Source organism: Oryzihumus sp. JJN4-3R, from assembly GCF_057747915.1.
In genome coordinates this window covers 666,935-692,630 of the sequence record NZ_CM173229.1, presented here as the reverse complement: position 1 = coordinate 692,630, position 25,696 = coordinate 666,935, and the positions used below count along the sequence as shown (strand labels likewise).

Below are 25,696 nucleotides of genomic sequence, written 5' to 3'. Positions count from 1 at the left end.
GGACCCGATCCGGGCCGGGATAGACTGGCCGAGCCCATGGGGCGCCCCGGACGAGGCCGACCACGCGCCGGCCCGGACCGTAGAGCGCCCAGATCCGCGAGCACCCGAAGGACACTGTGACCGCTCTCCAGCCGCGCACCGACGCTGCGGCGGCACCCTCTCCGGGGCTGGCTGTCACGATCCGCAACTACGTCGCGCTGACCAAGCCTCGCATCATCGAGCTGCTCCTGGTCACGACGGTGCCCACCATGTTCCTCGCCCAGCGGGGCCTGCCCTCGCTGTGGCTGGTCGTGGCCACCCTCGTCGGCGGGGCGCTCTCGGCCGGATCGGCCAACACGCTCAACTGCTACATCGACCGCGACATCGACAAGCTGATGCACCGCACCGAGGGCCGGCCCCTCGCGACGGGGGCGATCACCCCCGCGGCGGCCCTGCGCTTCGGCATCGCGCTGTCGGTGCTCTCGACGCTGTGGCTGGGGCTGCTGGTCAACTGGCTCTCGGCCGCCCTGGCCTTCGCCGCCATGGCGTTCTACGTCGGCGTCTACACGATGCTGCTCAAGCGCCGCACCGCACAGAACATCGTCTGGGGCGGCGCCGCCGGGTGCATGCCGGTGCTCATCGGCTGGTCGGCGGTGACCGACACGGTGCAGTGGCCCGCGGTCATCCTCTTCCTCGTCATCTTCTTCTGGACGCCGCCGCACTACTGGCCGCTGTCGATGCGGTTCAAGGACGACTACGCCAACGCCGGCGTGCCGATGCTGCCCGTCGTCGCGCGCGACACCGCGGTGGCCAAGCAGGTCGTCGCCTACAGCTGGGCGATGGTGGCGGTCTCCCTGGCCCTGGTGCCGGTGGCCGACATGGGCTGGATCTACCTCGTCGGCGCGGTCGCCTCGGGCGTGCTGTTCATCGCCGAGGCGCACCGGCTCCTGGCCCGCGCCAAGGAGGGCGCGGCGGCCTCGGTGCTCAAGCCGATGCGGCTGTTCCACTTCTCGATCAGCTACCTGACGATCCTCTTCCTGGCCGTGGCGGTCGACCCGCTGCTCCACCTGGCGCTCTGATGGACCGGGCCGGCTTCGCCTCGTGGGTGGCCGGCTACGAACGCGCCTGGCGCGCGCCCGGCACGGACCTGCTCGCCACCCTCTTCGCCGACGACGCGGCCTACCTCATGAGCCCGTATGCCGCCCCGGTCGTCGGGCTCGAGGCGATCGGGCAGCTGTGGGAGGAGGAGCGCGACGGGCCCGACGAGGTGTTCACGATGAACGCCGAGGTCGTCGCGGTCGAGGGCGACACCGGCGTCGCGCGGGTGCACGTCGTCTACGGCTCGCCGTGGCGGGAGTGGCGCGACCTGTGGATCGTGCGCTTCGACGCCGACGGCCGCGCGGTGCACTTCGAGGAGTGGCCGATCGGGCCGCCCGGCTCGCACCGCCCCTCCGGTCTCTGAGCCCACGTCCGTGCTCACCCCGCGCGGCTTTGCTCAGCCCAGGCCGCTTTCGAGGGCCGGGACGGCGCTCGAAAGCGGCCTGAGGTGAGCAAACAGGCCTGAAGTGAGCAAACAGGCCTGAGGTGAGCAGGGCCGGGCGGCGGGGGGCGTGTCGGCCGCGCGGCCCGGTCGGCTCAGCGGGTGCGCAGGGTGAGCAGCCCGCGGGTGAGGGTGACCACGAGGAGGCTGGCGCCGAGCATGTGCAGCGCGACGACGGCCTCGGGCAGGCCGGTGAAGTACTGCACGTAGCCGATCACGCCCTGGGCCAGCGTCACCAGCAGCACCCAGAGCCAGGCCCGGCGGGCGCGCTCGGGGCCGTCCACCATCCGCACCGCGACGAGCATCGCGATGACCAGGCCGGTGAACAGCATCACGGCGTCGGCGTGCAGCCAGGAGACCGAGCGCGGGTCGAAGCCGAAGCGGGTGGGGTGGACGGCGTCGCCGGAGTGCGGACCCGACCCGGTGACGACGGTGCCGAGGGCGAGGACGACCGCGCCCAGGGCGACGGTCACCCGGGCCAGCAGACCGACCTCCTGGCGCACCACGGGAGTGGGCGGGGCGTCGCCCTCGGAGACGCGGTGCAGCAGCAGGGTGCTGATCGCGACGATGACCATCGAGAGCAGGAAGTGGGCGGCCACGGTGGCGGGGTTGAGGCCGGTCAGGACGGTGATGCCGCCGAGGACGGCCTGGGCGACGACGCCCAGCAGCGGCAGGAACGACAGGGGCAGCAGCGCGCGACGCTCGCGGGCGAGCTTCCAGACCGCGATGATGACGAGGATCGCGGCGATGCCGACGACCGAGGTCAGCGTGCGGTTGCCGAACTCGATGACCTTGTGGATGCCCTGCGCCTGGTGGGGGACCGGGGTGAACGAGCCGGGCACGCACTCGGGCCAGGTGGGGCAGCCCAGGCCGGAGCCGGTGAGGCGGACGAGCCCACCGGTGACGACGATCCCCACCTCGAGCACGAGGTTGGCCAGCATCACCCGACGCAGCCAGGGGTTGGGCGGTGCGCTGACCGGGTTCGGTGCCTGATCGGTGGGGGAGTGGATCGTCACCTCAGAAGGGTAGATGGCCACCTCAGGTGCACTGACGGCGCCTCCGCGCCCGGGGGTGCTCAGGCGCGCAGCACGACCGCGAGGCCCTGGCCGACGCCGATGCAGATCGCCGCCAGGCCCCAGCCGCCACCGCGCCGGTGCAGCTCGTGGGCGAGCGAGCCGATGATGCGCGCCCCGCTGCAGCCGAGCGGGTGTCCGATCGCGATGGCCCCGCCGTTGACGTTGACGATCGAGGGGTCCAGGTCCGGCCAGGAGCGCAGGCAGGCCAGCGACTGCGCCGCGAAGGCCTCGTTGAGCTCGACCGCGGCGAGGTCACCCCAGCCGATCCCGGCCCGGGCCAGGGCCCGCTCGGCGGCCTCGACCGGGCCGATGCCGAAGACGTGCGGGTCCACCCCGCTGGCCGCCCGCGAGACCACCCGCGCCAGCGGGTCCGGCGAGCCCAGGCGCTCGAGCCCGGCGTCGTCGGCGAGGAACAGGGCGGCGGCGCCGTCGTTGAGCGGCGAGGCGTTGCCGGCGGTCACGGTGCCGTCGGGGCGGAACACCGGCTTCAGGCGGGCCAGGCCCTCCCGCGAGGCGTCCGCGCGGATGCCCTCGTCGCGGGTGAGGTCGGTTCCCTCCACCGGGACCACCTCGGCGTCATACACGCCCTTGTCCCAGGCGGTGGCGGCGTTGTGGTGCGAGGCGACCGCGAACTCGTCCTGCTCCTCGCGGCTGATGCCGAACCGGTCGGCGAGGATCTCGGCGCCCTCACCGAGCGCCACGGTCCACTGCTCCGGCATCGCGGGGTTGACCATGCGCCAGCCCAGGGTGGTGGAGTGCAGCTGCTCGTGGCCGCGGGGGTAGCCCCGCTCGGGCTTCTGCAGCACCCACGGGGCGCGGCTCATCGACTCGACCCCGCCGGCGAGGACCAGCTCGGCGTCGCCGGCGGCGATGGCCCGCGAGCCCTGGATGACGGCCTCCATGCCCGAGCCGCACAGCCGGTTCACGGTCGCGCCCGGCACGGAGGTCGGCAGCCCCGCTAGCAGGGCGGCCATGCGTGCGACGTCGCGGTTGTCCTCGCCCGCGCCGTTCGCGTCGCCGAGCAGGACGTCGTCGACCCCTGCGGGGTCGAAGCCGGCCGCGGTATGCCGTGCCACCAGCGCGCGCACGACGGTCGCCGCGAGGTCGTCCGGGCGCACCCCGGCGAGGGCCCCGGCATACCGACCGATCGGGGTGCGGACCGCGTCGGCCACCCACACGTCGTTCATCGTCGGACCCTCCTGTGGGGGTTACGGGCTTCGAGCTGCCTGTTCGGGTTACGGGTGAGGAACGCCACGAACCCTCTCACAGCGCCTCCTCATGCCCATGGCGCAGGCGGCCGGGACGCGGGTGCGCTGCAAGGGTGAGGGGTGCTCGGCGTCGTGCACGACCCGTCGCGGGCGGGAGTCGGGGACGGTGGGGCTGCGTCACCGGACACCGCTGCGAAGGGCACCTGTCATGCGAGCACCTCACCGGACCCCGGCCCGCCGTCGCGTCCTCGCGGCCCTGGCGGCGCTGATCCTGCCGCTGGCGGCCGCCCTGGTGGTGCTGGCGGCAGGCCCGGCCGAGGCGATGGCCAAGATCTCCTGCAAGCAGACCACCGGCACCGGGGCGATCGACCCGATCGTCCACCACGACCAGCCGGTCGGGGTGGCGCACGTGCACCAGTTCTTCGGCAACAACGAGTGGCTCTCGCTGGCCAACCCCAACTCGGCGAACTACGCCAACCTCGTGGGGAAGACGACCAACTGCGCCAACCTCAGCGACACGGCGGGCTACTGGTCGCCGGCCCTGCGCTTCACGGCCACGGGTGCGCTCATCCCGGTCCAGGCGTTCACGGCGTACTACCGCGCCTACGACGGCAGCAACTGGGGCCCGGGCGCGGCGTTCCCGGCGGACACGCGCCTCGTGGCCACGGTCCACGACTGGACGTGCGGGCAGTTCGAGCGGCAGGCGCCCGTGCCGTACATCCCGGACTGCCACCGGGCCAACGGCACTCCCGGGCACACGCTCACGGCACACATCGACTTCCCGTCCTGCTGGAACGGCGTGCGGCCCTACCACCCCTCGACCCAGGTGGGGGACACCCGGGACAACCGCAACTACGCCTACCCGGTCGGCAAGACCTGCCCGGCTGGCTTCCCCTACAAGGTGGTCCAGCTGCGGGAGACGATCCAGTACGCCTACCACGGCTACGGCAACGACGTGGGGCTCTCCAGCGACCCCTCGATGGGCATGACCGACGGGATGTCGATGCACGCCGACTTCTGGAACACCTGGAACCAGGCCGGCCTGCAGTCCATGGTCCTCAACTGCGTCTCCGGGACCGGGACCCGGACGAAGGCCCAGTGCGGCTGACGTCGAGTGGCGAGCCGCGGGTGAGGGGTCGCGGCGGCGGCCGGCAGGGCGGTCGTCGAGGCTGACCACCGCTGCCCTGGGTGACCGTGGGGAGTCTCACCGCTCCGGATGCCGCACGTCTCACATCGTGAGTCGGTCCGGTGTCACGATGCGGGATGGTGGATGCGCAACCTCGAGCGGCGTGGAAGGGCTCCCGAACGACCCCCGGCCGACCCGGGCGGACATGCGTGGTCCTGCCCGATCGGGTCCGTTCGGGGCCATCCGGGTGAAGCGGTGGCATCGGCTGTGACGGCTGTGGTTCCGGGTGGGCGACGGGTGGTCTGGGGCGCTGTCCGTCTGCGTGGGGTGACCGGCGGCGTCGGGTCGCCTCCCGGGACCTACGTCCCGAAACGGAAAAGCAGGGATGACCTGCGCAGGTCTGGACCTATGGTCACGATTTGGGCACTCTCGGGGACCGCGGTTCACCGCCGCTCTCCTGTCCCCCCTGTGAGGAGTCCCCTGACATGCCAACATCGCCCCGTCACGCCGCCGTGGCGCTACCCGCCCGGCGGCTGAAGATCGTCGCGATGATCCTCGCCAGCACGCTCGCGCTGGTGGTCACCTCCCTGGCGATGCACTCCGCTCCCGCCCAGGCGATGGCCAAGATCAAGTGCAAGCAGACCACTGGCACCGGCCGGTTCGACCCGATCGTCCACCACGACGAGCAGTCCCCGGTCGGCCACAACCACCAGTTCTTCGGCAACAACGCGTGGTTGTCGCTGCCCAACCCCAACGCGGCGAACCTGTCCGACCTCCAGGGCAAGGCCACGAACTGCGAGAACCCCAAGGACACGGCCGGCTACTGGGTGCCCGTCCTGCAGTACACCGCCACCAAGAAGGCGCTGACGCCGCAGGCGTTCACCGCCTACTACCGCAGCTGGGACTTCAAGGAGTTCGGTGACGGCCAGCCGCTGCCGCCCGACACCCGCCTCGTCGCCGAGAAGCACGACTGGACCTGCGGGCAGTACATGAAGGTCCCGCCGTCGGCCGGCATCCCGGACTGCACCGGCGCCACGGGCAAGCCCGGCTCGACGCTGACCGCCCACATCGACTTCCCGTCCTGCTGGAACGGCGTCAAGCCCAACCACCCGGCGAACCAGGTCGGCGACACCACCGACAACAAGAACTTCGCCTACCGCACCAGCAGCGGGTGCCCCTCGGGCTTCCCGATCAAGGTCGTCGCGCTGCGCGAGACCATCTCCTACCCCTACACGGGCAAGGGCAACGACCTCGAGCTGTCCTCCGACGCCGAGCACGGCACCAGTGACGGCCAGTCCCTGCACGCCGACTTCTTCAACGCGTGGGACACCGCCGGCATGGCGTCCATGGTCAAGAACTGCATCAGCGGCACCGGCACCCCCACCGCCGCCGAGTGCGGCTGACCCGATGAGCGCGCCGGGCCGCGCGGCCACGCGGCCCGGCGACCAGACAGGGGCCTGACTGGTCCGGCGCGTGCCCAGGGGGGCGCGCCGGACCGGACGGCCCGCGAAGTCCGAGGACCCCCGGGTCCCGCAGGAGGAGAGACCTGCGGGACCCGGGGGTCCATCGCGTCGACGGGGCCGTGCGGTGCGGGCTAGTCGCCCCAGCGGAAGGTGCGCGCGGCCAGGACGGTCGCTCCGGCCCCCCAGAGCACCAGCACCAGCACCGGTATGCCGGCCAGCTGCCCGTGCAGGAACGCGTCCCTCAGGCCGTCGGCCAGGGCGCTGGAGGGCAGGGCGGCGGCGACGTGGGAGAACCCGGCCGGCTGCTCGGTGCGGGGGATGATGACGCCGCCGAGGGCGAGCAGGACGACCCAGACGAGGTTGGCCACGGCGAGCACGCCCTCCGCGCGCACCGTGCCGGCCAGCAGCAGCGCCAGGGCCACGAAGGCCCACGTGCCGAGCAGCGACACCAGCAGGGCCGGCAGCAGCCCCACCCAGCTCGGGTGCCAGCCCAGGGCCAGGCCGAGGCCGCCGATGACCACGAACTGCAGCAGCTCGAGGACGAGCACCGCCAGCGCCTTGGCGACCAGCAGCCCGCCCCGGCCGAGCGGGGTGACGCCCAGCAGGCGCAGCACGCCGTAGCGCCGGTCGAACCCGGTCTGGATCGCCTGCCCGGTGAAGGCGGTGGAGATCACGGCCAGGGCGAGGACCCCCGGCACCGCCACGTCGATGCGCCGGCCGGCGCCGAGCGAGGGCGTGTGGGCCATCGCGAGGCCGACGAGGGCGAGGGCGGGCAGGATCACGGCGACGAGGAGCTGCTCCCCGTTGCGCAGCAGGGTGCCGGCCTCGAACCGGGCCTGGGCCAGCACGCGGGCGCGGGGCAGGGCGGGGGCGCTCATCGGGACCGCTCCCGGGTCAGCTCGAAGTAGACGTCCTCGAGGCTGCGCTCCCCGGTCACCGCGGCGACCGAGCCCTCGGCGACGGCGCGGCCGCGGTCGACGATGACGACGTGGTCGGCAAGGCGCTCGGCCTCCTCGAAGGAGTGGGTGGTGACGACGACGGCGCAGCCGCTGTCGCACGTCTCGCGGATGAGGTCCCAGACGTCCAGGCGGGCGTGGGGGTCCAGGCCGGCCGTGGGCTCGTCGAGGAAGACGACCTCGGGGCGGCCGACGAGCGCGGCGGCCAGGGCAACCCGCTGGCGCTGGCCGCCGGAGAGCCGGCGCACCGTGGTGCCGCTGAACGCGTCGATGCCGAGGCGCTGCACCAGCGCGTCGAGGTCGGCCGGGTCGGCGTAGAGGGCCGCGAGATGGCGCAGCAGGCGCACCGGCCGGCTGCCGTTGGGCAGGCCGCCGTCCTGCAGCATGACCCCCACGCGCGAGCGGTGGCCGGCGTCGGCCGCCCAGGGGTCAGCGCCCAGCACGCGGACCTCGCCGGCGTCCGGACGCTGCAGGCCCTCGGCGCACTCGATGGTCGTCGTCTTGCCGGCGCCGTTGGGCCCGAGGACCGCGGTCACCTGCCCGGCGGCGGCGCTCCAGGTCATGCCGTCGACGGCGCGGGTGGGTCCGAACTGCCGGACCAGGTCGCGGACGGTCACGGCTTCGGTCACGGTGGCGAGTGTAGGTCGCGGGCCCACGTGAGCGGAGTCACCCCCGTGACGGGGGCAGGTTAGGGGAGCCTGACTAGGAATCTGGGGCCGAATTACGTCACAATCATGTTGTGTTTATCGCCCGTGACGACCAGGCCTGTGGGACGACCCCGCCCCACGGCCTCGAGGCGCGCACGCGCGACCGGGTCCGCACGGCGATCTCCGAGCACGGCCCTGTCACCGCCGCCGCGCTCGCCGAGCAGCTCGGCCTCACCCCCGCCGCGGTCCGTCGACACCTCGACGCCCTCGCCGAGCAGGGGATGGTCGAGGAGCGGGAGCCGGCTACCTCCGGACGCACGCGGGGGCGCGGCCGTCCGGCCCGCGCATACGTGCTCTCCGAGGCCGGTCACCACGCGCTCGAGGCCGGCTACGACGACGTCGCCACCTCGGCCCTGCGCTTCCTCGCCGGTCGTGCGGGGGAGGAGGCGGTGGCCGACTTCGCGCGCGAGCGCATCGCCGCCGTCGAGCAGCGGTATGCCGCGCAGCTCGCCGCGGCCGGCGAGGACCGCACCGCCCGCGCCGAGGCCCTGGCGAGCGCCCTGACCGCCGACGGCTACGCTGCGTCGGCCCGGCCGGTCGGACAGGGCAGCCCCCTGGCCGGCGTCCAGCTCTGCCAGGGACACTGCCCGGTCCAGCACGTCGCGGCCGAGTTCCCCGCCTTCTGCGACGCCGAGACCGACGCGTTCTCGCGCCTGCTCGGCGTCCACGTGCAGCGCCTGGCCACCCTGGCCCACGGCGAGCACGTCTGCACCACGTTCATCCCGCTAGCCGCCACGTCCGGGCCTGCGGGCCGGACACCGCCCACCTCTGATGAAAGGGCCTCTCGATGAGCACCCACATTGAAGAGCTCAACCCGGGTCTGAAGGACCTCGGCCGCTACGAGTACGGCTGGGCCGACTCGGACACCGCGGGGGCGAGCGCGCGCCGCGGACTGAACGAGGAGGTCGTGCGCGACATCTCCGGGCGCAAGAACGAGCCCGAGTGGATGCTCAAGCTGCGCGAGAAGTCGCTGCGGCTCTTCGACAAGAAGCCCATGCCCAACTGGGGCTCGGACCTGACCGGCATCGACTTCCAGAACATCAAGTACTTCGTGAAGTCGACCGAGAAGCAGGCCACCTCCTGGGACGAGCTGCCCGAGGACATCAAGAACACCTACGACAAGCTCGGCATCCCCGAGGCGGAGAAGCAGCGCCTCATCGCCGGCGTCGCCGCGCAGTACGAGTCGGAGGTCGTCTACCACCAGATCCGCGAGGACCTGGAGGAGAAGGGCGTCATCTTCGTCGACACCGACACCGGCCTGCGCGAGCACGAGGACCTCTTCCGCGAGTACTTCGCGTCGGTGATCCCCGCCGGTGACAACAAGTTCGCCGCGCTCAACACCGCCGTGTGGTCTGGTGGCTCCTTCATCTACGTCCCGCCGGGCGTCCACGTGGACATCCCGCTGCAGGCCTACTTCCGGATCAACACCGAGAACATGGGCCAGTTCGAGCGGACGCTGATCATCGCCGACGAGGGCTCCTACGTGCACTACGTCGAGGGCTGCACCGCGCCGATCTACAAGTCGGACTCGCTGCACTCGGCCGTCGTCGAGATCGTCGTGAAGAAGAACGCCCGCGTGCGCTACACGACCATCCAGAACTGGTCGAACAACGTCTACAACCTCGTCACCAAGCGCGCGACCTGCGCCGAGGGCGCCACGATGGAGTGGGTCGACGGCAACATCGGCTCCAAGGTGACGATGAAGTACCCCGCCGTCTTCCTGCTCGGCGAGCACGCCAAGGGCGAGACCCTGTCCATCGCCTTCGCCGGCGAGGGTCAGCACCAGGACGCCGGCGCCAAGATGGTCCACGCCGCGCCGCACACCAGCTCCTCGATCGTGTCCAAGTCCGTGGCACGCGGGGGCGGCCGCACGTCGTACCGCGGCCTGGTCCAGGTCATGGAGGGCGCGCACCACAGCAAGTCCACCGTCCGCTGCGACGCGCTGCTCGTGGACACGATCAGCCGCTCCGACACCTACCCGTACGTCGACGTCCGCGAGGACGACGTGCAGATGGGCCACGAGGCGACCGTGTCCAAGATCGGCGACGACCAGCTGTTCTACCTGATGTCGCGCGGCCTCACCGAGGAGGAGGCCATGGCCATGATCGTGCGCGGGTTCATCGAGCCCATCGCGCGCGAGCTGCCCATGGAGTACGCCCTCGAGCTGAACCGCCTGATCGAGCTGCAGATGGAAGGAGCCGTCGGCTGATGACGGTCGTGACCCCCCAGCCCCACACCGACTCGGCCGCGGCGTTCGTGCCGGACCAGTCGCGCGCCGAGCGGCTCACGTCGTTCGACGTCAACGCCTTCGCGGTGCCCAACGGCCGTGAGGAGGAGTGGCGCTTCACCCCCGTCGACCGGCTGGCCGACCTGATGCTGGTCGAGCCGAGCGAGGACGGCGCGGTGCTGGTCGAGACGCAGGCGCCCGAGGGCGTCGAGCTGCTCGACCTGCCGCTGACCGACGAGCGCGTCGGCACGGCGTTCGTGCCCGCCGACCGCGCCGCCGCGTCCGCCTGGGCCGGTACCGCCTCGGCGATGTACGTCGGCATCCCCAAGGAGGCCGAGCTCGCCGAGCCCGTGGTCGTGCGTCTCAAGGGCGACGCCCGCAAGCGCGGCAACGGCCACACCGTCATCGACGCCGGCCGGCACAGCCGCGCCACCGTCGTGCTCAGCCACACCGGCTCCGCGCAGCACCTCGGCAACGTCGAGATCCGCGTGGGCGACGGCGCCGAGCTGACGTTCGTCACCGTGCAGGAGTGGGACGACGACGCGATCCACATCGCGCAGAACGACGCCCTCGTCGGGCGGGACGCCACGCTCAAGCACATCGCCGTGACCCTCGGCGGCGAGGTCGTGCGCGTGTCGACCAACGTGCGCTACGCCGGCCCGGGCGGCTCCGCCGAGTGCCTCGGCGTCTACTTCGCCGACGCCCACCAGCACCAGGAGCACCGCCTCTTCGTCGACCACGAGGCGCCGCACTGCAAGAGCAACGTCGAGTACAAGGGCGCCCTCCAGGGCGAGAGCGCCCACACCGTCTGGATCGGTGACGTGCTCATCCGCGCGGCGGCCGAGGGCACCGACACCTACGAGCTCAACCGCAACCTCGTCCTCACCGACGGCGCGCGGGCGGACTCCGTGCCCAACCTCGAGATCGAGACCGGCGAGATCGTCGGCGCCGGCCACGCCTCGGCGACCGGCCGCTTCGACGACGAGCAGCTGTTCTACCTCCAGGCCCGGGGCATCCCCGAGGACCAGGCCCGCCGCCTCGTCGTGCGTGGCTTCTTCGCCGACATCGTGCAGCGCATCGGCGTCCCGGAGGTGCAGGAGCACCTGATGGCCGCGATCGACGCCGAGCTGTCGACGTCGATGGGGCAGGCCACGCTGGAGGTCCCCGCGTGAGCGAGGTGACCGACGAGATGACCGGTGAGTTCGTGCGGGTCTGCTCGGTGGACGACCTGCCCGAGGTGGGCGCGGTCGCCGCGGACATCGACGGCACGCTGGTGTCGATCGTGCGCGACAGCGCCGGCGACATCCATGCCATCGACGACACCTGCAGCCACGCCAACGTCTCGCTCTCGGAGGGCGAGGTCGAGGACTGCACCATCGAGTGCTGGCTGCACGGCTCGCGGTTCGACCTGCGCACCGGCAAGCCGACCGGGCTGCCGGCCATCACCCCCATTGCTGTCTACCCCGTGAAGATCGACGGCGGCGACGTGTTCGTCTCCGTGACGAAGGAGAACTGAGAACCCATGGCAACCCTGGAGATCAAGGACCTGCAGGTCACGGTCGACACCGAGAACGGCGTCAAGGAGATCCTGCGCGGCGTCACGCTGACCGTGAAGTCGGGCGAGACGCACGCGATCATGGGTCCCAACGGCTCGGGCAAGTCGACGCTGGCCTACAGCATCGCCGGCCACCCGAAGTACACGATCACCGGCGGCACGGTGACCCTCGACGGCGAGGACGTCCTCGCGATGAGCGTCGACGAGCGCGCCCGCGCCGGGATGTTCCTGGCGATGCAGTACCCCGTCGAGGTCCCCGGCGTCACCGTGTCCAACTTCCTGCGCACCGCCAAGACCGCCATCGACGGCCAGGCGCCGGCGCTGCGGCACTGGGTCAAGGACGTCAAGAACGCCATGTCCGACCTGCGCATGGACCCGGCGTTCGCCGAGCGCAACGTCAACGAGGGCTTCTCCGGCGGCGAGAAGAAGCGCCACGAGATCCTCCAGATGGAGCTGCTCAAGCCCAAGTTCGCGATCCTCGACGAGACCGACTCCGGCCTCGACGTCGACGCGCTGAAGATCGTCTCCGAGGGCGTCAACCGCGTCCGCTCGACCGGTGACGTGGGCGTCCTGCTGATCACGCACTACACGCGGATCCTGCGCTACATCAAGCCCGACTTCGTCCACGTCTTCGTCGACGGCAAGATCGTCGAGCAGGGCGGCCCCGAGCTGGCCGACCGCCTCGAGGACGAGGGCTACGACCGCTTCGTGGCGGCCAGGGCCTGAGGCTGCCCACGATGACCGACGTCGCCCCGGAGGGGTTCACCAGCGAGGAGCTCGCCGCGATCCGCGCCGACTTCCCGATCCTGTCGCGCCACGTGCGTGACGACCGGCCGCTGGTCTACCTCGACTCCGGGGCGACGTCGCACAAGCCGTCGGCCGTCCTGGACGCCGAGCGCTCGTTCTACGAGCAGCACAACTCCGCGGTGCACCGTGGCGCGCACCAGCTCGCCGAGGAGGCCACCGACGCCTTCGAGTCCGCGCGCGAGACCGTCGCCGCGTTCATCGGCGCGCCTTCGCGCGAGGTGGTGTTCACCAAGAACGCCACCGAGGCGATCAACCTGGTCGCCTACGCGTTCAGCAACGCCGCCGCGCCCGGTGCCATGGACGGCGCCGACCCGGCGGTGGCGGCCCGCTTCGCCCTCGGCCCCGGCGACGAGATCGTCGTCACCGAGATGGAGCACCACGCCAACCTCGTGCCGTGGCAGGAGCTGGCTCGCCGCACCGGCGCCACGCTGCGCTGGCTCGGCGTCACCGACGAGGGCCGGCTCGACCTGGCCGACCTCGACACGGTGGTCACCGAGCGCACCAAGGTGCTGGCGTTCACGCACGTCTCCAACGTCCTCGGCACGGTCAACCCGGTGGCCACGCTGGTCGAGCGGGCCCGGGCGGTCGGGGCGCTCACCGTGCTCGACGCCTGCCAGTCGGTGCCCCACCTGGCCGTGGACGTGGCCGACCTCGGCGTCGACTTCGTCGCGTTCAGCGGCCACAAGATGCTCGGCCCGATGGGCATCGGCGTGCTCTGGGGGCGCTACGACCTGCTCGCGGCGATGCCCCCGTTCCTCACCGGCGGCTCGATGATCGAGCTGGTCCGGATGGAGGGCTCGACCTACGCGGCCCCGCCGCAGCGGTTCGAGGCCGGGGTCCCGATGGCCGCCCAGGCCGTCGGGCTCGCCGCCGCCTGTGACTACCTGACCAAGCTCGGGATGCAGCGTGTCGCCGCCCACGAGCACGCCCTCACCGAGGCGCTGCTGGCCGGTCTGGCGCAGCGCCCGTGGGTGCGGGTCCTCGGCCCGGCCGACGGCACCGACCGCTCCGGGGCGGTCGCCTTCGAGGTCGACGGCGTCCACGCCCACGACGTCGGGCAGGTGCTCGACGACGCCGGGGTGGCCGTGCGGGTCGGGCACCACTGCGCGTGGCCGCTGCACCGCCGGTTCCGCGTGACCGCATCCGCCCGGGCGAGCTTCGCGGCATACAACACCCCGGAGGAGGTCGACGCGCTGCTCGCAGCGCTCGACCGCGTGCCGGCCGTCTTCGGGCTGGAGGCCTGATGGACCTCTACCAGGAGATCATCCTCGAGCACTCCAAGCGCCCGCACCACGCGGGCCTGCGCGAGCCGTTCGGGGCCCAGGTCCACCACATCAACCCCACCTGCGGCGACGAGGTGACCCTGCGGGTCCACGTCGAGGGCGCGGGCGAGGACGCCGTCGTGCGCGACGTGTCCTACGACGCGCTCGGCTGCTCCATCTCCACCGCCTCCACCTCGGTGCTCACCGACGAGGTCATCGGCCGCCCGGTCGGGGAGGCCCTGGCGACGTTCGCGTCCATGCGGGCGATGCTGACCAGCAAGGGCAGCGACCCCGGTGACGAGGAGCGGATCGGCGACGGCGTGGCCTTCGCCGGCGTAGCGAAATACCCTGCCCGTGTGAAGTGTGCGCTGCTGGGATGGACCGCGTTCACCGATGCGTTGGCACAGGCAGGCATCGACATCTCGGCTGCGGCGTCCACGGCGCCGGAGCACACCACGAGCTCAGCAAGGGAGCCGTCATGACCGACACGACCACCAGCACACCGGCCAACGTCGCCGACGTCGAGGAGGCGCTGCGCGACGTCGTGGACCCCGAGCTCGGCATCAACGTCGTCGACCTCGGCCTCATCTACGGCATCACCGTCGACGGCCAGAGCCACGCCGTGATCGACATGACGCTCACCAGCGCGGCGTGCCCGCTGACCGACGTCATCGAGGACCAGACCGCGCAGGCCCTCGAGGGCCTGGTCGCCTCGCACCGGATCAACTGGGTCTGGATGCCGCCGTGGGGCCCGGACAAGATCACCGACGACGGCCGCGAGCAGCTGCGGGCACTCGGCTTCAACGTGTGAGCAGCCAGTCGTCGCCCGATGCGCGCCGGATCGAGGTCGATCCGGCGCGCATCGCGCGTTGGGTGGCCGGTTTCGGGCAGCGCCACGGCGACCCGACCTGGACCGTGGGCGCGGGGTCGCTGACCCTGGACGCCCCCGACGGCGCGCAGGCGGTGCTGGAGCCGTGGCCGGCCCCCGGCCCCGGCCGCGTCGGTGACCCGGACGCGCTCACCGCGTGGGCCGAGCCGCCTCAGCCGCTCGCCCTCGTCCTGGTGCGCCGGGGCGGGTATGCCGTGGGGCTGGCCGAGGGGGAGCGGCTGGTCGCGCACAAGGCGGGCACCCGCTACGTGCAGTCGCGCACGGCCGCCGGAGGGTGGTCCCAGCAGCGCTACGCCCGTCGCCGGGGCAACCAGGCCGACGCGCTGGCCGCAGCCGTGGCCGACCACGTCGTCCGGCTGGTGCTGCCCGGGGCACCCGCCGCCCTCGTCGTCGGCGGCGACCGCTCGCTGGTCCGCGACGTGCTGGCCGACCCCCGCCTGGCGACGCTGGGCGCGCTGCCCGGGCGTGAGCTGTGGGACCTGCCCGACCCGCGGCACGCGGTGCTGGAGCAGGCCCTGCGCCGGGGGCGGGCGGTGCGGGTCGCGTTGAACGCGCGCGCCTGAGCCGTCGCCGTGGTAGCCATGGGCATGGCCACCAACCGCACCGCCCGCGAGCAGATCCCCGCCGCCGTCGAGCGCTTCACCCGCACGGTGCGCGCGATCGCCGCGGACCGGTGGAACGACCCGACGCCGTGCTCGGAGTGGAGCGTGCGGGACGTCGTCAACCACATGACCGGCGAGCACCGGTGGGTGCCGCACCTGCTGCGGGGGGAGACCCTGGAGCAGGTCGGGGACCGCTACGACGGCGACAACCTCGGCGCCGACCCGCTCGCCGCGTGGGAGGCGGCCGCGCAGGCGTCGGTGCGGGCCTGGACCGCCCTGGCCTCCGACGACGTCCCCGTGCACCTGTCCTTCGGCCTGGTGCCGGCCGGGCTCTACGCCTCGCAGATGATGGTCGACCTGACCGTGCACTGCTGGGACCTCGCCCGCGGCGCCGGCCTGGACGAGCGGCTCGACGAGGAGGCCGTGGCGACGGTCCTGTCCTTCCTGGAACCGCAGCGCGGCGAGCTCGCCGCCAGCGGCTTCTTCGGCGCCCCGGTCGACACTGTCTCGGCCGACGCCCAGGACCGGCTGCTCGCGCTCTCCGGCCGCGACCCGTCCTGACGCCCCCGCAGCTGCATGGCTGCGTGGCGGGGTGGGGTCGCGGGGTGACCCTGGGTGCGACCCCGCACGTGGAACTCCGGTCACCCAGCGGGACGGCATACGCCGTTGGGACCACCTCGGGGACCGGTCCGGCCGTCCCTTCGGATGGTCCGACGTAGGACGACGGTGCCGACCATGAGTACTCCGACGTAGTCCCCACCCCGGGCTTCGCGGTGACCGGGGTCGCGCCAGGGAGTGTCCGCCCATGTCCACTCGTCGCAGACTGCTCGCGGTCCTGGCCGTACTGGCCGCCGCCCTGCCCCTCACGCTGGCCCTGCCCGCCGCCAGCACCCAGGCCGCCGGCGACCCGGTCATCGCCGCGGCCGGCGACATCGCCTGCCCGCCGCCGGGGACCCCGAAGTCCAGCACGTGTCACCAGCAGGCCACCGCCGACCTGCTCGGCGGCGCCGACGCGGTGCTGCCGCTGGGGGACAACCAGTACGAGTGCGGGACGCTGAGCAACTACCAGCAGGTGTACGACAAGAGCTGGGGGGCCTACCTGGCCAGGACCCACCCCGCGGTCGGCAACCACGAGTACGAGGGTTCCAGCTGCACGGTGCCCGGGGCCTCGGGCTACTTCACCTACTTCGGCGCGCTGGCCAGCCCCGACGACCCCTCGTGCACCTCGGCCTGCAAGGGCTGGTACAGCTACGACCTCGGCGCCTGGCACCTGGTCGCGCTCAACTCCGAGTGCAGCGAGCCCGGGGTGGGCGGGTGCACGGCCACCTCCCCGATGGTGACCTGGCTCAAGGCCGACCTGGCCGCCCACCCGGCGGCCTGCACGCTCGCGTACTGGCACGAGCCGTACTGGGGCAACGGCAAGGTCGCCAAGGCCTTCAAGCCGATGGTGCAGGCGCTCTACGACGCCCACGTCGACGTGCTGCTGGTCGGGCACGCCCACATCTACGAGCGCTACGCCCCGCAGGGCATGACCAACGCCAGCGAGCCGACCCGCGGGGTGCGGGAGTTCATCGTCGGGACCGGCGGGCGCAGCCACAGCGCGCTCAAGACGCCGCTGCCCAACGTCCAGGTCTCGAACAACACCACGTATGGCGTGCTGCAGCTGACGCTGCACAGCACCAGCTACGACTGGCAGTTCGTGCCCGAGGCCGGCAAGACGTTCACCGACAGCGGGTCGACCGACTGCCACTGAGCCGACTGCCGCTGAGCCGACTGCCACCGAGCCGACTGCCACCGAGCCGACTGCCACCGAGCTGACGGCCACCGGGTCGGACGTCCCCGGGGTCCGCGGAAGGCGGAGCCCCGGAACACGGTGTCGTGCAAGGATCCCGGGCATGGCCCTGCGTTCCGTGCTGTCCCACACCCACCACGTGCACCCGGGGGAGAAGGTCGCCATCGTGTCCCCGTCGTGGGCCGGTCCGGCGGTCGCGCCGCACGTGCACGAGCTCGGCCTGCGGCGGCTGCGCGAGCTCGGGGTCGAGCCGGTGGAGTACCCCACCACCCGCATGCTCGGCGCGACGCCGGCGCAGCGGGCGGCCGACCTCAACGCCGCGTTCGCCGACCCGCAGATCCGCGCCGTCATGGCCACCATCGGGGGCTCGGACCAGATCAAGGTCCTGGCCCACCTCGACCCGGACGTCATCCGGGCCGACCCCAAGCCGTTCTTCGGCTACAGCGACAACACGAACCTGCTGATCTACCTGTGGAACCTGGGGATCGTGGGCTACCACGGCGGCTCCACGCTGGTGCACCTCGGCCGGCCCGGGGCCATGCACCCGGTGACGCTGGAGTCCCTGCGCACCGCGCTGTTCGAGCGCCAGCCGGTCGAGCTGCTCCCGGCGCAGGAGTTCCAGGACGAGACCGGCCGGTGGGAGGAGCAGGACGAGACGACGCCGGCACCGGCCATGCGCCCGGCCCCCGGCTGGTCCTGGCACGGTGACGCGCGGCGGGTCGTCGGTCCCTCCTGGGGTGGCTGCCTGGAGATCCTGGACATGCACCTGCGCTCGGGCCGGCACCTGCTGGACCCTGCGGCATACCGGGGGTGCGTGCTGCTGCTGGAGACCTCCGAGGAGATGCCCTCGGCGGACTACGTCTACCGCGTGCTCATGGGCATGGGGGAGCGGGGGATGCTGCAGGAGTTCGTCGGCGTGCTCGTCGCCGCGCCCAAGGCCTGGTCGTTCGAGCAGCCGCTCGACCTCGCGGCGCGGGCGGCTTACACCGCCGCCCAGCGCGAGGCGGTCCTGCGGGCGCTGGAGGAGTACAACCCCGGCGTGCCGAGCGTGTTCGGCCTCGAGTTCGGTCACACCGACCCCCAGCTGGTGCTGCCGTACGGCGGGGAGACGGTGGTCGACGGCGTGGAGCGCCGGGTGCTCGTGACCTACTGACGTCGACCGGAGCGCTGCCGTCGCGGCAGCGCGGGGCGGCCAGGCGCGTCAGAGCGAGAGCTCTCCCGGAGGGGGCATGGCGATGTCGGGGTCGGTCGGCAGCTCGTCGGCCACGGAGAGCGCGGCCGGGGAGGGGTCGGGGACGTACCAGCGCGAGCCGATCAGCTGGGCTCCCTCGATCTGGCCGCGACGGGCCTGTCGGGCGAGGGCGCCGGGAGACATCCCCAGGACCTTGGCCCGGGCGGAGAGCGGGACCATCGTCACGTCGACCGCAGGCAATGCTGCGGCGGCAGGCGTCTGGGGGGAGCTGAACATGTGGCACCGGACCTTCAGGGAGAGACCTGGGGGCGGGGTTGCCGACAGGCCGGGGCTAACCCCCGAACAGTACCCACGAGCGCAAGCGGGTAATCACGCCGGCCGACGTTCGGCCCGCACCGGCGTGACAACGGCGCCGAGGAGCGGGAACGCCACGCACGCCGCGAAGGCCAGGCCGTAGCCGCGGCCGGCCGCCAGGGCCCCGACCAGCGGGCCGGTGAGGAAGGCGGCCACGTTCTGGGCGGTGTTCTGGGTGCCGAGGGCCCGGCCGGACCACGCCGTGCCCGCGAGCTCGGCGGTCGCGGTGAAGCCCAACCCGTTGTCGGTGACCGAGACCACCGAGGCGGCGGCCAGGGCGGCGAGCACCAAGGGCGAGCCGGCAGCGACGGCGACGGCGACCAGCGCCATGGCCAGCGCGGAGAGCAGGGCCACCTGGCGCATCGGCCGCAGGCGGCTGCCCACGCGGTCGGACCAGCGGCCGACGGCCAGGCGTCCCAGGGCGCCGCCGAGCGCGACGACCGCGAGCACCCGCCCTGCCTCGGCGGTGTCCCAGTTCCGTTGGGAGACAAGGAACTCGGCGGAGAACGTGGCGGTCGCGAACTGGGGTACGACGAGCAGGGAGCTGGCCAGGTGCACCCGTGCCAGGGCGGTCGACCCGCGGTAGGGCGAGCGCGGCCGGACGGGGTCGGCGCCCGCAGCCTGCGACGACCGGGGTGGGTCGGCGGCGAGGGCGAGGAGCAGACCGGCCACCACCACGCACAGGCCCGCCGGCACCGCGAGGGCCAGCGCGATCCCGCCGGCGCGGGCCAGGGGCGGCAGGGCCAGGGCGGCCACGGCGACCCCGAGCGGCTGGCCCATCTGCCGGATGCCCATCGCCAGGCCGCGCTGGTGGGCGCCGAACCAGCCCATGACGAGCCGGCCACTGGCGGCGTTGACCGAGGCGCCCGCGGCGCCCACGAGGACGAGGACGAGCCCGCGTGCCCAGGCCGCGTCCAGCGGGGCTGCGGCCAGGCCGAGCAGCCCGGTCAGGCCCAGGCCGGTCCACAGGGCCAGCCGCTCGCCATGCCGATCGGCGAAGGCGCCCCACAGGATCAGGGTGAGGACGAGGCCGAGGCTGGGGGCGGCGACCAGCGCCCCGGCCTGGGGCAGGCTCAGCTGCCCCTCGCGCAGCAGGGCGGGCAGCAGGAACGGCAGGCCGAACAGCAGGGTCGAGGCGACCGTCTGGGCCGCCGTGCCCAGGCCCAGCATGAGCCATCGCCGGCTGGAGGCAGCAGGACGGTCCACGCTCGCGACGCTAGCCCGGCGGTCCGCCACACGAGACTCGCGTCCCACGATGCGAGCCCGATTGAGTGTCGGGGTCGGGCGACTCCGGCGACCCGTCGAGCTCGCGGCACGACCCCCGCCGAGGTCGACGAACAGCACACGCCCTGGGTGTGGAGGTGTCACCGTCGTGGACCTGACGGGCGGGATGGTGCAATGGCGGGCGTGCCTTCCACCGCTGCATCGCCTCTCGTCGTCGGCTTCGACCTGGACCTGACCCTGGTCGACTCCCGGGAGCGGATCCTGCGCGCCTACATCCACGCGCTGCGCGACGTCGGCGTCGACGTGACCCGCGAGGACCTCGAGCCGCACATGGGCATCCCGTTGACGCACACCGTCGCCGCTGTTGCCCCCGCCGTGGACGCCGACGCGCTGGTCACCCGCTACCGGCGGTACTACGACGACCCCGCGTCCCCGCCCACCGAGCCGATGCCCGGGGCCGCGGCCGCGCTGCAGGCGGTTCGCCGGCTCGGCGGCCGCACCGTCGTCGTCTCGGCGAAGTACGTCCCCGCCGTGCACACCGCCCTGGCCGAGGCCGGGCTGACCGACCTCGTCGACGCGACCTACGGCGAGCTGTTCGCCGAGGACAAGTCCTCCGCGCTGCTCGAGCAGGGGGCTCGTGTCTACGTCGGGGACCACCCCGGCGACATGGCTGCCGCCGCCGGCGCCCGGGCCCTCGCGGTCGGGGTCGCCACCGGTTCCCACGACGCCCATGCCCTCAGTGCCGTCGGGGCCGACGTCACCCTGCCCGACCTGCACGCGTTCCCGGGGTGGCTCGGCGGCCACCTCGCGACCCGCCAGGACTGAACGCCGCCGGCCCACCCCGGGCGACCACACGCCGCGGTGACGGCGGCTGACAGCAGGGGTGGACAGGCGCAGGGGCCGGGGTGAAGACACCCCGGCCCCTCCGGTCACTGATCCCGAGGTGGCGACCCGGTCAGGGCCGCCACCCCGGAGGTGGGTCAGCCGTGGGCTGCCACCGAGGTGAGCCAGGCGTCGCCGGTCGGCGAGCCGATTCCGGTCACGTCGTCGTAGCCGGGCCGCACGTGGATCGTGAGGTTGTCGTCACGGTCGAACCAGCGGGCCGAGTAGACGTAGCCGTTCGACGCGTCCACGCCGTTGACGTAGTCCACCCGCACCGCGCCCGGGTAGCTGCCCAGGTCGGCCTTGGTGATGTCCAGCGAGGCCGACCGCGCGGCATACAGGGCGGGGTTGGCCAGGCCGAAGGCGTGGCCGGCCTTCTGCACCACGAGGGCGAACATGCCCGCGTAGAGCGGCGAGGACAGGCTCGTGCCGCCGATGCGGTACTCCGAGTACGCGTCGTGGCCGTCGGGGAACCGCTGGGTCTGCCCGACGAGCATGCCCGTCGTGGGGTCGCCGACCGCGGACACGTCGGGCACGACGCGCATCGCCGCGCCGCCGTAGCGCTGCGAGAGCGCCGAGGGCACGACACCAGCCTGGTATGCCGGCTGGCTGAACAGGCGGCTCGTCCCACCACCGCTGCCGTACAGGTACTTCGGCGTGGTCCAGGCGCCACCGGAGAGCGTGCTCTTGCCGGTCTCCCAGCCGAGCTCGAAGACCCGGCCGTTGGACTGCGAGACCCCGAGCGAGGTGCCACCGACCGCGGTCACCCACGGGCTGGAGGCGGGCCAGTCCGGCGTCGGGGTGGCACCGGCGACACCGTCGGTCTCGTCGCCGTTGTCACCGGAGGAGAAGAACATGCTGATGCCGGTGGCTGCGGCCTGGATGAGCGTGTCGTTCATCGGCTTGATGTAGCCGCGCGGGAGGGCCTCGGAGGAGAAGCCGTAGGAGTTCGTCACGATGTCGGCCAGGTGGCTGTCGACGACGTGGTTCAGCGCCGCGTCCATGTCCTGGTAGTTGTTCGGCGAGCCGACGTAGACGATGTCCGCGCCCGGGGCCATGGTGTGCACGGCCTCGATGTCGAGGGTCTCCTCACCGCTCCAGCCCTGCGGGTCCTGCCGGGGGTTCTGCGGCCGGGTGAACGTGCCGGGGGCCACGACCTGGGTGAAGTGACCCGAGATCGAGGGCAGGCCGTGCCGGGAGGAGTACTCCTGGACGTCCTGCACGATGGTCGGCGACGCGTAGGCGTCGATCACCGCCACCGTCACGCCGCTGCCGTCGTTGCCCGAGCCGATCGCCGAGGACATGCCGTAGGCGCCCTGGAGCTGCGCACCGGCATACCCGCACGGGGCGAAGGCGGACGGGGTGGAGGGCAGCGTCGTGCCGTCCGGGGTCGGGGTGTTCTGCACCGTCTTCTGGCCCCACCAGTCCGAGCAGGGCCGGCCGTTGACGAACACGTCCGGTGGCGGCGCCGACGGGGACGTCTGCGGGGCGGTCAGCGCGGAGGACTCGTCCAGGCCCACGACGGCCTGCACGGCCGGCAGGCTCGAGGGCAGGCTCAGCGCGGTCGCGTTGGCCCGCAGCGTCGCCCCGTCGAAGGAGTAGTTGTCGAATGTCGTCCCGAACGCCGAGGCGGCCTGGCCGACCGTGCCGACGGCCTCCACGTAGTGGCGGTTGGCCGGCACGTGCCCGACCTTGAAGCCCTGCCCCTTGAGCCAGGTGCTGACCGCGTTGACGTCGCTCTGGGTGGGGGAGTACCGGCTGCGGAACTCGGCGCTGCTGAGGAAGTGGCCGTAGTCGGGGCTGCCCGGGGTGGACACCGACTGGGCGAACGTCGCCGCGTCACCCCGCAGGCCGAGGTAGACCCGGAAGTCGACGGTGGTGGTGGTGCTGGAGGCGCCGACCCGGTGGGCGGAGGTGGCCCAGGGCGCGACGCTGTCGTTCAGGGTGGTCCGCCCCGACCCGCCGGGTGCGGCGAAGGCTGAGACGGAAGAGGCCGCGACCAGTGCGGTCGCGGCCACCAGGGCAAGGCAGGAACGGTTCATCCGCTGCACGTGAACTCCCCTTGGCTGGAGTCGGGTTCACCCGTGGGTGTCCGGCTCGGAACAGGACGTCAGTCAGTGGAGCGCGTGCAGGCGGTTCTGACAACCGTCGAGCGCAGTAAATTCTTCGTCAACCTGCCTGGTTGAGGCTGGTTGCGTGCAAGGTGTCGCATTGGCGTGGATCGCCCGACCGGTACCCCGTGAGGAACCACTGCTGGCGCTCGGCGCTGGAGCCGTGGGTCCACGACTCGGGGGTCACGCGGCCCTGGGCCTTCTGCTGGATCCGGTCGTCGCCGACGGCCGAGGCCGCGGAGAGGGCGGACCGGATGTCGTTCTGCGTCAACGGCTTCAGCAGGGTCCGGCCGTTGGCGTCGCGGGTGGTGCTGGCGTCGTGCGCCCACGCACCGGCGAAGCAGTCGGCCATCAGCTCGATGCGCACCGAGCCGCTCTCGGCGCCCTGCGGGTCCTGCTGTGCGGCGTCGAGGACGCCGAGCAGGTCCTGGACGTGGTGGCCGTACTCGTGGGCGACGACGTACTCCTGGGCCAGGGCGCCGCTGTCGGCCCCGAACCGCGAGGTGAGCTCGGCGAAGAAGCTGGCGTCGACGTAGGCCTTGCCGTCGCGCGGGCAGTAGAACGGCCCGACCTGGTTGGACGCGGTGCCACAGGCCGACGGCACGGCGCCGGAGTAGAGCCGGGTGGTCGCCGGGGTGTAGGTGGTGCCGAAGAACCTCGGCAGCGCGGTGGCCCAGTAGGCCTGGACGCTGTTGACGGTGCCGACGACCCGGCACTGGACGTCACGGTTGGCGTCTGCCCCGGTCCGGCAGCGCTGGGCGATCTCGCTCTGGCTGGTGCCCCCGGAGGTGCCGGCGTCCTGTCCGCCGACGCCGGTGCCGCCCTGACCGCCGCCGAGGACGTTGCCGCCGAAGACCAGCGCGAGGACCAGCAGGATCAGGCCGCCCGCGCCACCGCCGATCACCATGCCGCCGCCGGGGAAGCCTCCGCCGCCACCGCTCTCGACCTGGCTGGTGTCCAGGCCGGCGTCGTCGTTGAAGCTCATGGGGATCGCCTCCGGCCGGAAAGGGCGTCGAAGCCCGGGGTCGCGTCCACGTAGACTAACCAGCCGGCCCGGACCCTCCGCCGCCTGCCATGGGCGGGCACACGGCATACCGCGGCCGCCACCCCCCTCATCCGCACGACCTCCAGGAGCCTGCCGTGATCGCCGCCACCGGGATCGAGCTGCGCGCCGGCTCACGGCTCCTGCTCGCCGACGGGACCTTCCGCATCGCCGCGGGAGACCGGGTCGGGCTCGTGGGCCGCAACGGCGCCGGCAAGACGACGCTGACCAAGGTCCTCGCCGGGGCGGGAGCGCCGGCCGCCGGCTCGGTGACCACCTCCGGCGAGGTCGGCTACCTGCCCCAGGACCCGCGCACCGGCGACCTGCACGTCATCGCCCGCGACCGGATCCTCTCCGCGCGCGGCCTCGACCGGATCATCCGCGACCTGCGCGCGACCGAGGGCTCGATGGCCAGCGCCGACGACGAGACCCGCGACAAGGCGATGGCCCGCTACGCCCGGCTCGAGGAGGAGTTCACGACCCGTGGTGGCTACGCCGCGGAGTCCGAGGCCGCGGCGATCGCCTCGGCGCTCGGGCTCGACGAGCGGATCCTCGGCCAGCCGCTGCAGACGCTCTCCGGTGGCCAGCGCCGCCGCGTGGAGCTGTCGCGGATCCTGTTCTCCGGGGCGCAGACGCTGCTCCTGGACGAGCCGACCAACCACCTCGACGCCGACTCGATCATCTGGCTGCGCGACTACCTCAAGGCCTACAAGGGCGGGCTGATCATCATCAGCCACGACGTGGAGATGCTCGACACCGTGGTCAACAGGGTGTTCCACCTCGACGCCAACCGGGCCGAGCTCGACCTCTACAACGTGGGCTGGAAGGCCTACCTGCAGCAGCGCGAGACCGACGAGCGCCGGCGCAAGCGGGAGCGGCTCAACGCCGAGAAGAAGGCCAGCACGCTGCTCGCCCAGGCCGACAAGATGCGGGCCAAGGCCACCAAGGCGACCGCGGCGCAGAACATGGCCAAGCGGGCCGAGCGGCTGCTCGCCGGCATCGAGGGCGAGCGGGTCGCCGACAAGGTGGCCAAGCTGCGCTTCCCCGACCCCTCGCCCTGCGGCAAGACCCCGCTGCGGGCGTCCGGGCTGTCCCGGTCCTACGGCTCGCTGGAGATCTTCACCGACGTCGACCTGGCCATCGACCGCGGCTCGCGCGTCGTCGTCCTCGGCCTCAACGGCGCCGGCAAGACGACCCTGCTGCGGATCCTGTCCGGCATCGACACCCCCGACACCGGCGACGTCGAGCCCGGCCACGGGCTCAAGCTCGGCTACTACGCCCAGGAGCACGAGAACCTCGACGTCGACCGGACCGTCCTGGAGAACATGAAGTCCTCCGCGCCGGACCTCAACGAGACCGAGACCCGCAAGGTGCTGGGCTCGTTCCTGTTCAGCGGCGACGACGTCAACAAACCGGCCGGGGTGCTCTCCGGTGGCGAGAAGACCCGCCTCTCCCTGGCGATGCTCGTGGTCTCCTCGGCCAACGTGCTGCTGCTCGACGAGCCCACCAACAACCTCGATCCGGCCTCCCGCGAGGAGATCCTCGGCGCCCTCAAGACCTACAAGGGCGCGGTCGTCCTCGTCAGCCACGACGAGGGGGCCGTCGAGGCGCTGGAGCCCGAGCGCGTGCTGCTGCTGCCCGATGGTGTCGAAGACCACTGGAACGCCGACTACCGCGACCTGATCGCCCTCGCCTGAGTCCC

Annotated in this window: 26 protein-coding genes; 18 read left to right on the top strand and 8 right to left on the bottom strand. The window is 72.5% G+C overall.

Annotated features, from left to right (window positions below):
- Window positions 1-167 precede the first annotated feature (167 nt).
- Both AC3ANM_RS03130 and AC3ANM_RS03125 read left to right on the top strand, forming a co-directional pair.
- Complete coding sequence (locus tag AC3ANM_RS03130) at window positions 168-1,058, top strand: heme o synthase (RefSeq protein ID WP_488287903.1); 891 nt, start codon at window positions 168-170, stop codon at window positions 1,056-1,058.
- Window positions 1,058-1,441, top strand: coding sequence for a nuclear transport factor 2 family protein (locus AC3ANM_RS03125; RefSeq protein WP_488286682.1), 384 nt, complete (start codon window positions 1,058-1,060; stop codon window positions 1,439-1,441). Before AC3ANM_RS03130 ends, AC3ANM_RS03125 begins: the two co-directional genes overlap by 1 nt.
- Window positions 1,442-1,614: 173 nt before the next feature.
- Here the strand turns inward: AC3ANM_RS03125 and AC3ANM_RS03120 are convergent, their stop codons facing one another.
- Both AC3ANM_RS03120 and AC3ANM_RS03115 read right to left on the bottom strand, forming a co-directional pair.
- A complete protein-coding gene (locus AC3ANM_RS03120) occupies window positions 1,615-2,535 on the bottom strand; it encodes a COX15/CtaA family protein (protein ID WP_488286681.1) in 921 nt (306 codons plus the stop codon).
- 59 nt (window positions 2,536-2,594) lie between these two features.
- The gene (locus AC3ANM_RS03115) at window positions 2,595-3,782 is read right to left on the bottom strand and encodes a thiolase family protein (RefSeq protein ID WP_488286680.1); all 1,188 of its coding nucleotides are present in this window, start codon (window positions 3,780-3,782) and stop codon (window positions 2,595-2,597) included.
- Window positions 3,783-4,011: 229 nt separating this feature from the next.
- Here AC3ANM_RS03115 and AC3ANM_RS03110 point away from each other — a divergent pair, with 229 nt between their 5' ends.
- Together AC3ANM_RS03110 and AC3ANM_RS03105 are read left to right on the top strand one after the other, a co-directional pair.
- Window positions 4,012-4,911, top strand: coding sequence for a DUF1996 domain-containing protein (locus AC3ANM_RS03110; protein WP_488286679.1), 900 nt, complete (start codon window positions 4,012-4,014; stop codon window positions 4,909-4,911).
- 503 nt (window positions 4,912-5,414) lie between these two features.
- Window positions 5,415-6,332, top strand: coding sequence for a DUF1996 domain-containing protein (locus AC3ANM_RS03105; protein ID WP_488286678.1), 918 nt, complete (start codon window positions 5,415-5,417; stop codon window positions 6,330-6,332).
- Window positions 6,333-6,523: 191 nt separating this feature from the next.
- On the opposite strand, the gene AC3ANM_RS03100 is transcribed toward AC3ANM_RS03105, so the two are convergent.
- Both AC3ANM_RS03100 and AC3ANM_RS03095 read right to left on the bottom strand, forming a co-directional pair.
- On the bottom strand, window positions 6,524-7,270 hold the full coding sequence (locus AC3ANM_RS03100; RefSeq protein WP_488286677.1) for an ABC transporter permease: 747 nt from the start codon (window positions 7,268-7,270) through the stop codon (window positions 6,524-6,526).
- Window positions 7,267-7,977, bottom strand: a complete 711-nt coding sequence (locus tag AC3ANM_RS03095) for an ABC transporter ATP-binding protein (RefSeq protein WP_488286676.1) — start codon at window positions 7,975-7,977, stop codon at window positions 7,267-7,269. The genes AC3ANM_RS03100 and AC3ANM_RS03095 overlap by 4 nt, the downstream gene beginning before the upstream one ends.
- 116 nt (window positions 7,978-8,093) lie before the next feature.
- On the opposite strand from AC3ANM_RS03095, the gene AC3ANM_RS03090 reads away from it, so the two are divergent.
- The 12 genes from AC3ANM_RS03090 (at window position 8,094) to AC3ANM_RS03035 (ending at window position 18,342) form a co-directional block, all read left to right on the top strand.
- On the top strand, window positions 8,094-8,846 hold the full coding sequence (locus AC3ANM_RS03090; RefSeq protein WP_488287902.1) for a helix-turn-helix transcriptional regulator: 753 nt from the start codon (window positions 8,094-8,096) through the stop codon (window positions 8,844-8,846).
- Window positions 8,843-10,264, top strand: coding sequence for a Fe-S cluster assembly protein SufB (sufB, locus tag AC3ANM_RS03085; protein ID WP_488286675.1), 1,422 nt, complete (start codon window positions 8,843-8,845; stop codon window positions 10,262-10,264). The genes AC3ANM_RS03090 and sufB overlap by 4 nt, the downstream gene beginning before the upstream one ends.
- Window positions 10,264-11,454 carry a Fe-S cluster assembly protein SufD gene (gene sufD, locus AC3ANM_RS03080; protein WP_488286674.1) on the top strand — a complete coding sequence of 397 codons (1,191 nt, stop codon included), beginning with the start codon at window positions 10,264-10,266 and terminating at the stop codon, window positions 11,452-11,454. Before sufB ends, sufD begins: the two co-directional genes overlap by 1 nt.
- Window positions 11,455-11,471: 17 nt before the next feature.
- On the top strand, window positions 11,472-11,798 hold the full coding sequence (locus tag AC3ANM_RS03075; RefSeq protein WP_488287901.1) for a non-heme iron oxygenase ferredoxin subunit: 327 nt from the start codon (window positions 11,472-11,474) through the stop codon (window positions 11,796-11,798).
- Window positions 11,799-11,804: 6 nt separating this feature from the next.
- Window positions 11,805-12,563 (top strand): Fe-S cluster assembly ATPase SufC, encoded by a 759-nt coding sequence (gene sufC / locus AC3ANM_RS03070; protein WP_488286673.1) that lies wholly within the window; start codon window positions 11,805-11,807, stop codon window positions 12,561-12,563.
- Between the two features lie 11 nt (window positions 12,564-12,574).
- Window positions 12,575-13,888, top strand: coding sequence for a cysteine desulfurase (locus AC3ANM_RS03065; protein WP_488286672.1), 1,314 nt, complete (start codon window positions 12,575-12,577; stop codon window positions 13,886-13,888).
- A complete protein-coding gene (gene sufU, locus AC3ANM_RS03060; RefSeq protein ID WP_488286671.1) occupies window positions 13,888-14,388 on the top strand; it encodes a Fe-S cluster assembly sulfur transfer protein SufU in 501 nt (166 codons plus the stop codon). Before AC3ANM_RS03065 ends, sufU begins: the two co-directional genes overlap by 1 nt.
- Window positions 14,385-14,717, top strand: coding sequence for a metal-sulfur cluster assembly factor (locus AC3ANM_RS03055; protein ID WP_331110486.1), 333 nt, complete (start codon window positions 14,385-14,387; stop codon window positions 14,715-14,717). Before sufU ends, AC3ANM_RS03055 begins: the two co-directional genes overlap by 4 nt.
- Complete coding sequence (locus AC3ANM_RS03050; RefSeq protein WP_488286670.1) at window positions 14,714-15,358, top strand: acVLRF1 family peptidyl-tRNA hydrolase; 645 nt, start codon at window positions 14,714-14,716, stop codon at window positions 15,356-15,358. The genes AC3ANM_RS03055 and AC3ANM_RS03050 overlap by 4 nt, the downstream gene beginning before the upstream one ends.
- 24 nt (window positions 15,359-15,382) lie before the next feature.
- On the top strand, window positions 15,383-15,958 hold the full coding sequence (locus AC3ANM_RS03045) for a TIGR03086 family metal-binding protein (protein ID WP_488286669.1): 576 nt from the start codon (window positions 15,383-15,385) through the stop codon (window positions 15,956-15,958).
- A 244-nt stretch (window positions 15,959-16,202) separates the two neighbouring features.
- Window positions 16,203-17,150, top strand: coding sequence for a metallophosphoesterase family protein (locus AC3ANM_RS03040; protein WP_488286668.1), 948 nt, complete (start codon window positions 16,203-16,205; stop codon window positions 17,148-17,150).
- A 142-nt stretch (window positions 17,151-17,292) separates the two neighbouring features.
- Window positions 17,293-18,342 (top strand): S66 family peptidase, encoded by a 1,050-nt coding sequence (locus tag AC3ANM_RS03035; RefSeq protein ID WP_488286667.1) that lies wholly within the window; start codon window positions 17,293-17,295, stop codon window positions 18,340-18,342.
- Between the two features lie 48 nt (window positions 18,343-18,390).
- Here the strand turns inward: AC3ANM_RS03035 and AC3ANM_RS03030 are convergent, their stop codons facing one another.
- Together AC3ANM_RS03030 and AC3ANM_RS03025 are read right to left on the bottom strand one after the other, a co-directional pair.
- A complete protein-coding gene (locus AC3ANM_RS03030) occupies window positions 18,391-18,657 on the bottom strand; it encodes a hypothetical protein (protein ID WP_488286666.1) in 267 nt (88 codons plus the stop codon).
- Between the two features lie 93 nt (window positions 18,658-18,750).
- Window positions 18,751-19,941: an MFS transporter gene (locus AC3ANM_RS03025; RefSeq protein ID WP_488286665.1), complete on the bottom strand. Its 1,191-nt coding sequence runs from the start codon at window positions 19,939-19,941 to the stop codon at window positions 18,751-18,753.
- A 201-nt stretch (window positions 19,942-20,142) separates the two neighbouring features.
- Between AC3ANM_RS03025 and AC3ANM_RS03020 the strand changes: the two genes are divergently transcribed.
- Entirely contained in the window at window positions 20,143-20,784 is a 642-nt protein-coding gene (locus AC3ANM_RS03020) for an HAD family hydrolase (protein WP_488286664.1), read from the top strand.
- A 155-nt stretch (window positions 20,785-20,939) separates the two neighbouring features.
- Here AC3ANM_RS03020 and AC3ANM_RS03015 read toward each other — a convergent pair whose 3' ends face one another.
- Window positions 20,940-22,859 carry a S53 family peptidase gene (locus AC3ANM_RS03015; protein ID WP_488286663.1) on the bottom strand — a complete coding sequence of 640 codons (1,920 nt, stop codon included), beginning with the start codon at window positions 22,857-22,859 and terminating at the stop codon, window positions 20,940-20,942.
- A gap of 151 nt (window positions 22,860-23,010) precedes the next feature.
- Window positions 23,011-23,937, bottom strand: coding sequence for a KPN_02809 family neutral zinc metallopeptidase (gene ypfJ, locus AC3ANM_RS03010; RefSeq protein WP_488286662.1), 927 nt, complete (start codon window positions 23,935-23,937; stop codon window positions 23,011-23,013).
- 155 nt (window positions 23,938-24,092) lie between these two features.
- Here ypfJ and AC3ANM_RS03005 point away from each other — a divergent pair, with 155 nt between their 5' ends.
- Entirely contained in the window at window positions 24,093-25,691 is a 1,599-nt protein-coding gene (locus AC3ANM_RS03005) for an ABC-F family ATP-binding cassette domain-containing protein (protein WP_488286661.1), read from the top strand.
- Window positions 25,692-25,696: the final 5 nt, after the last annotated feature.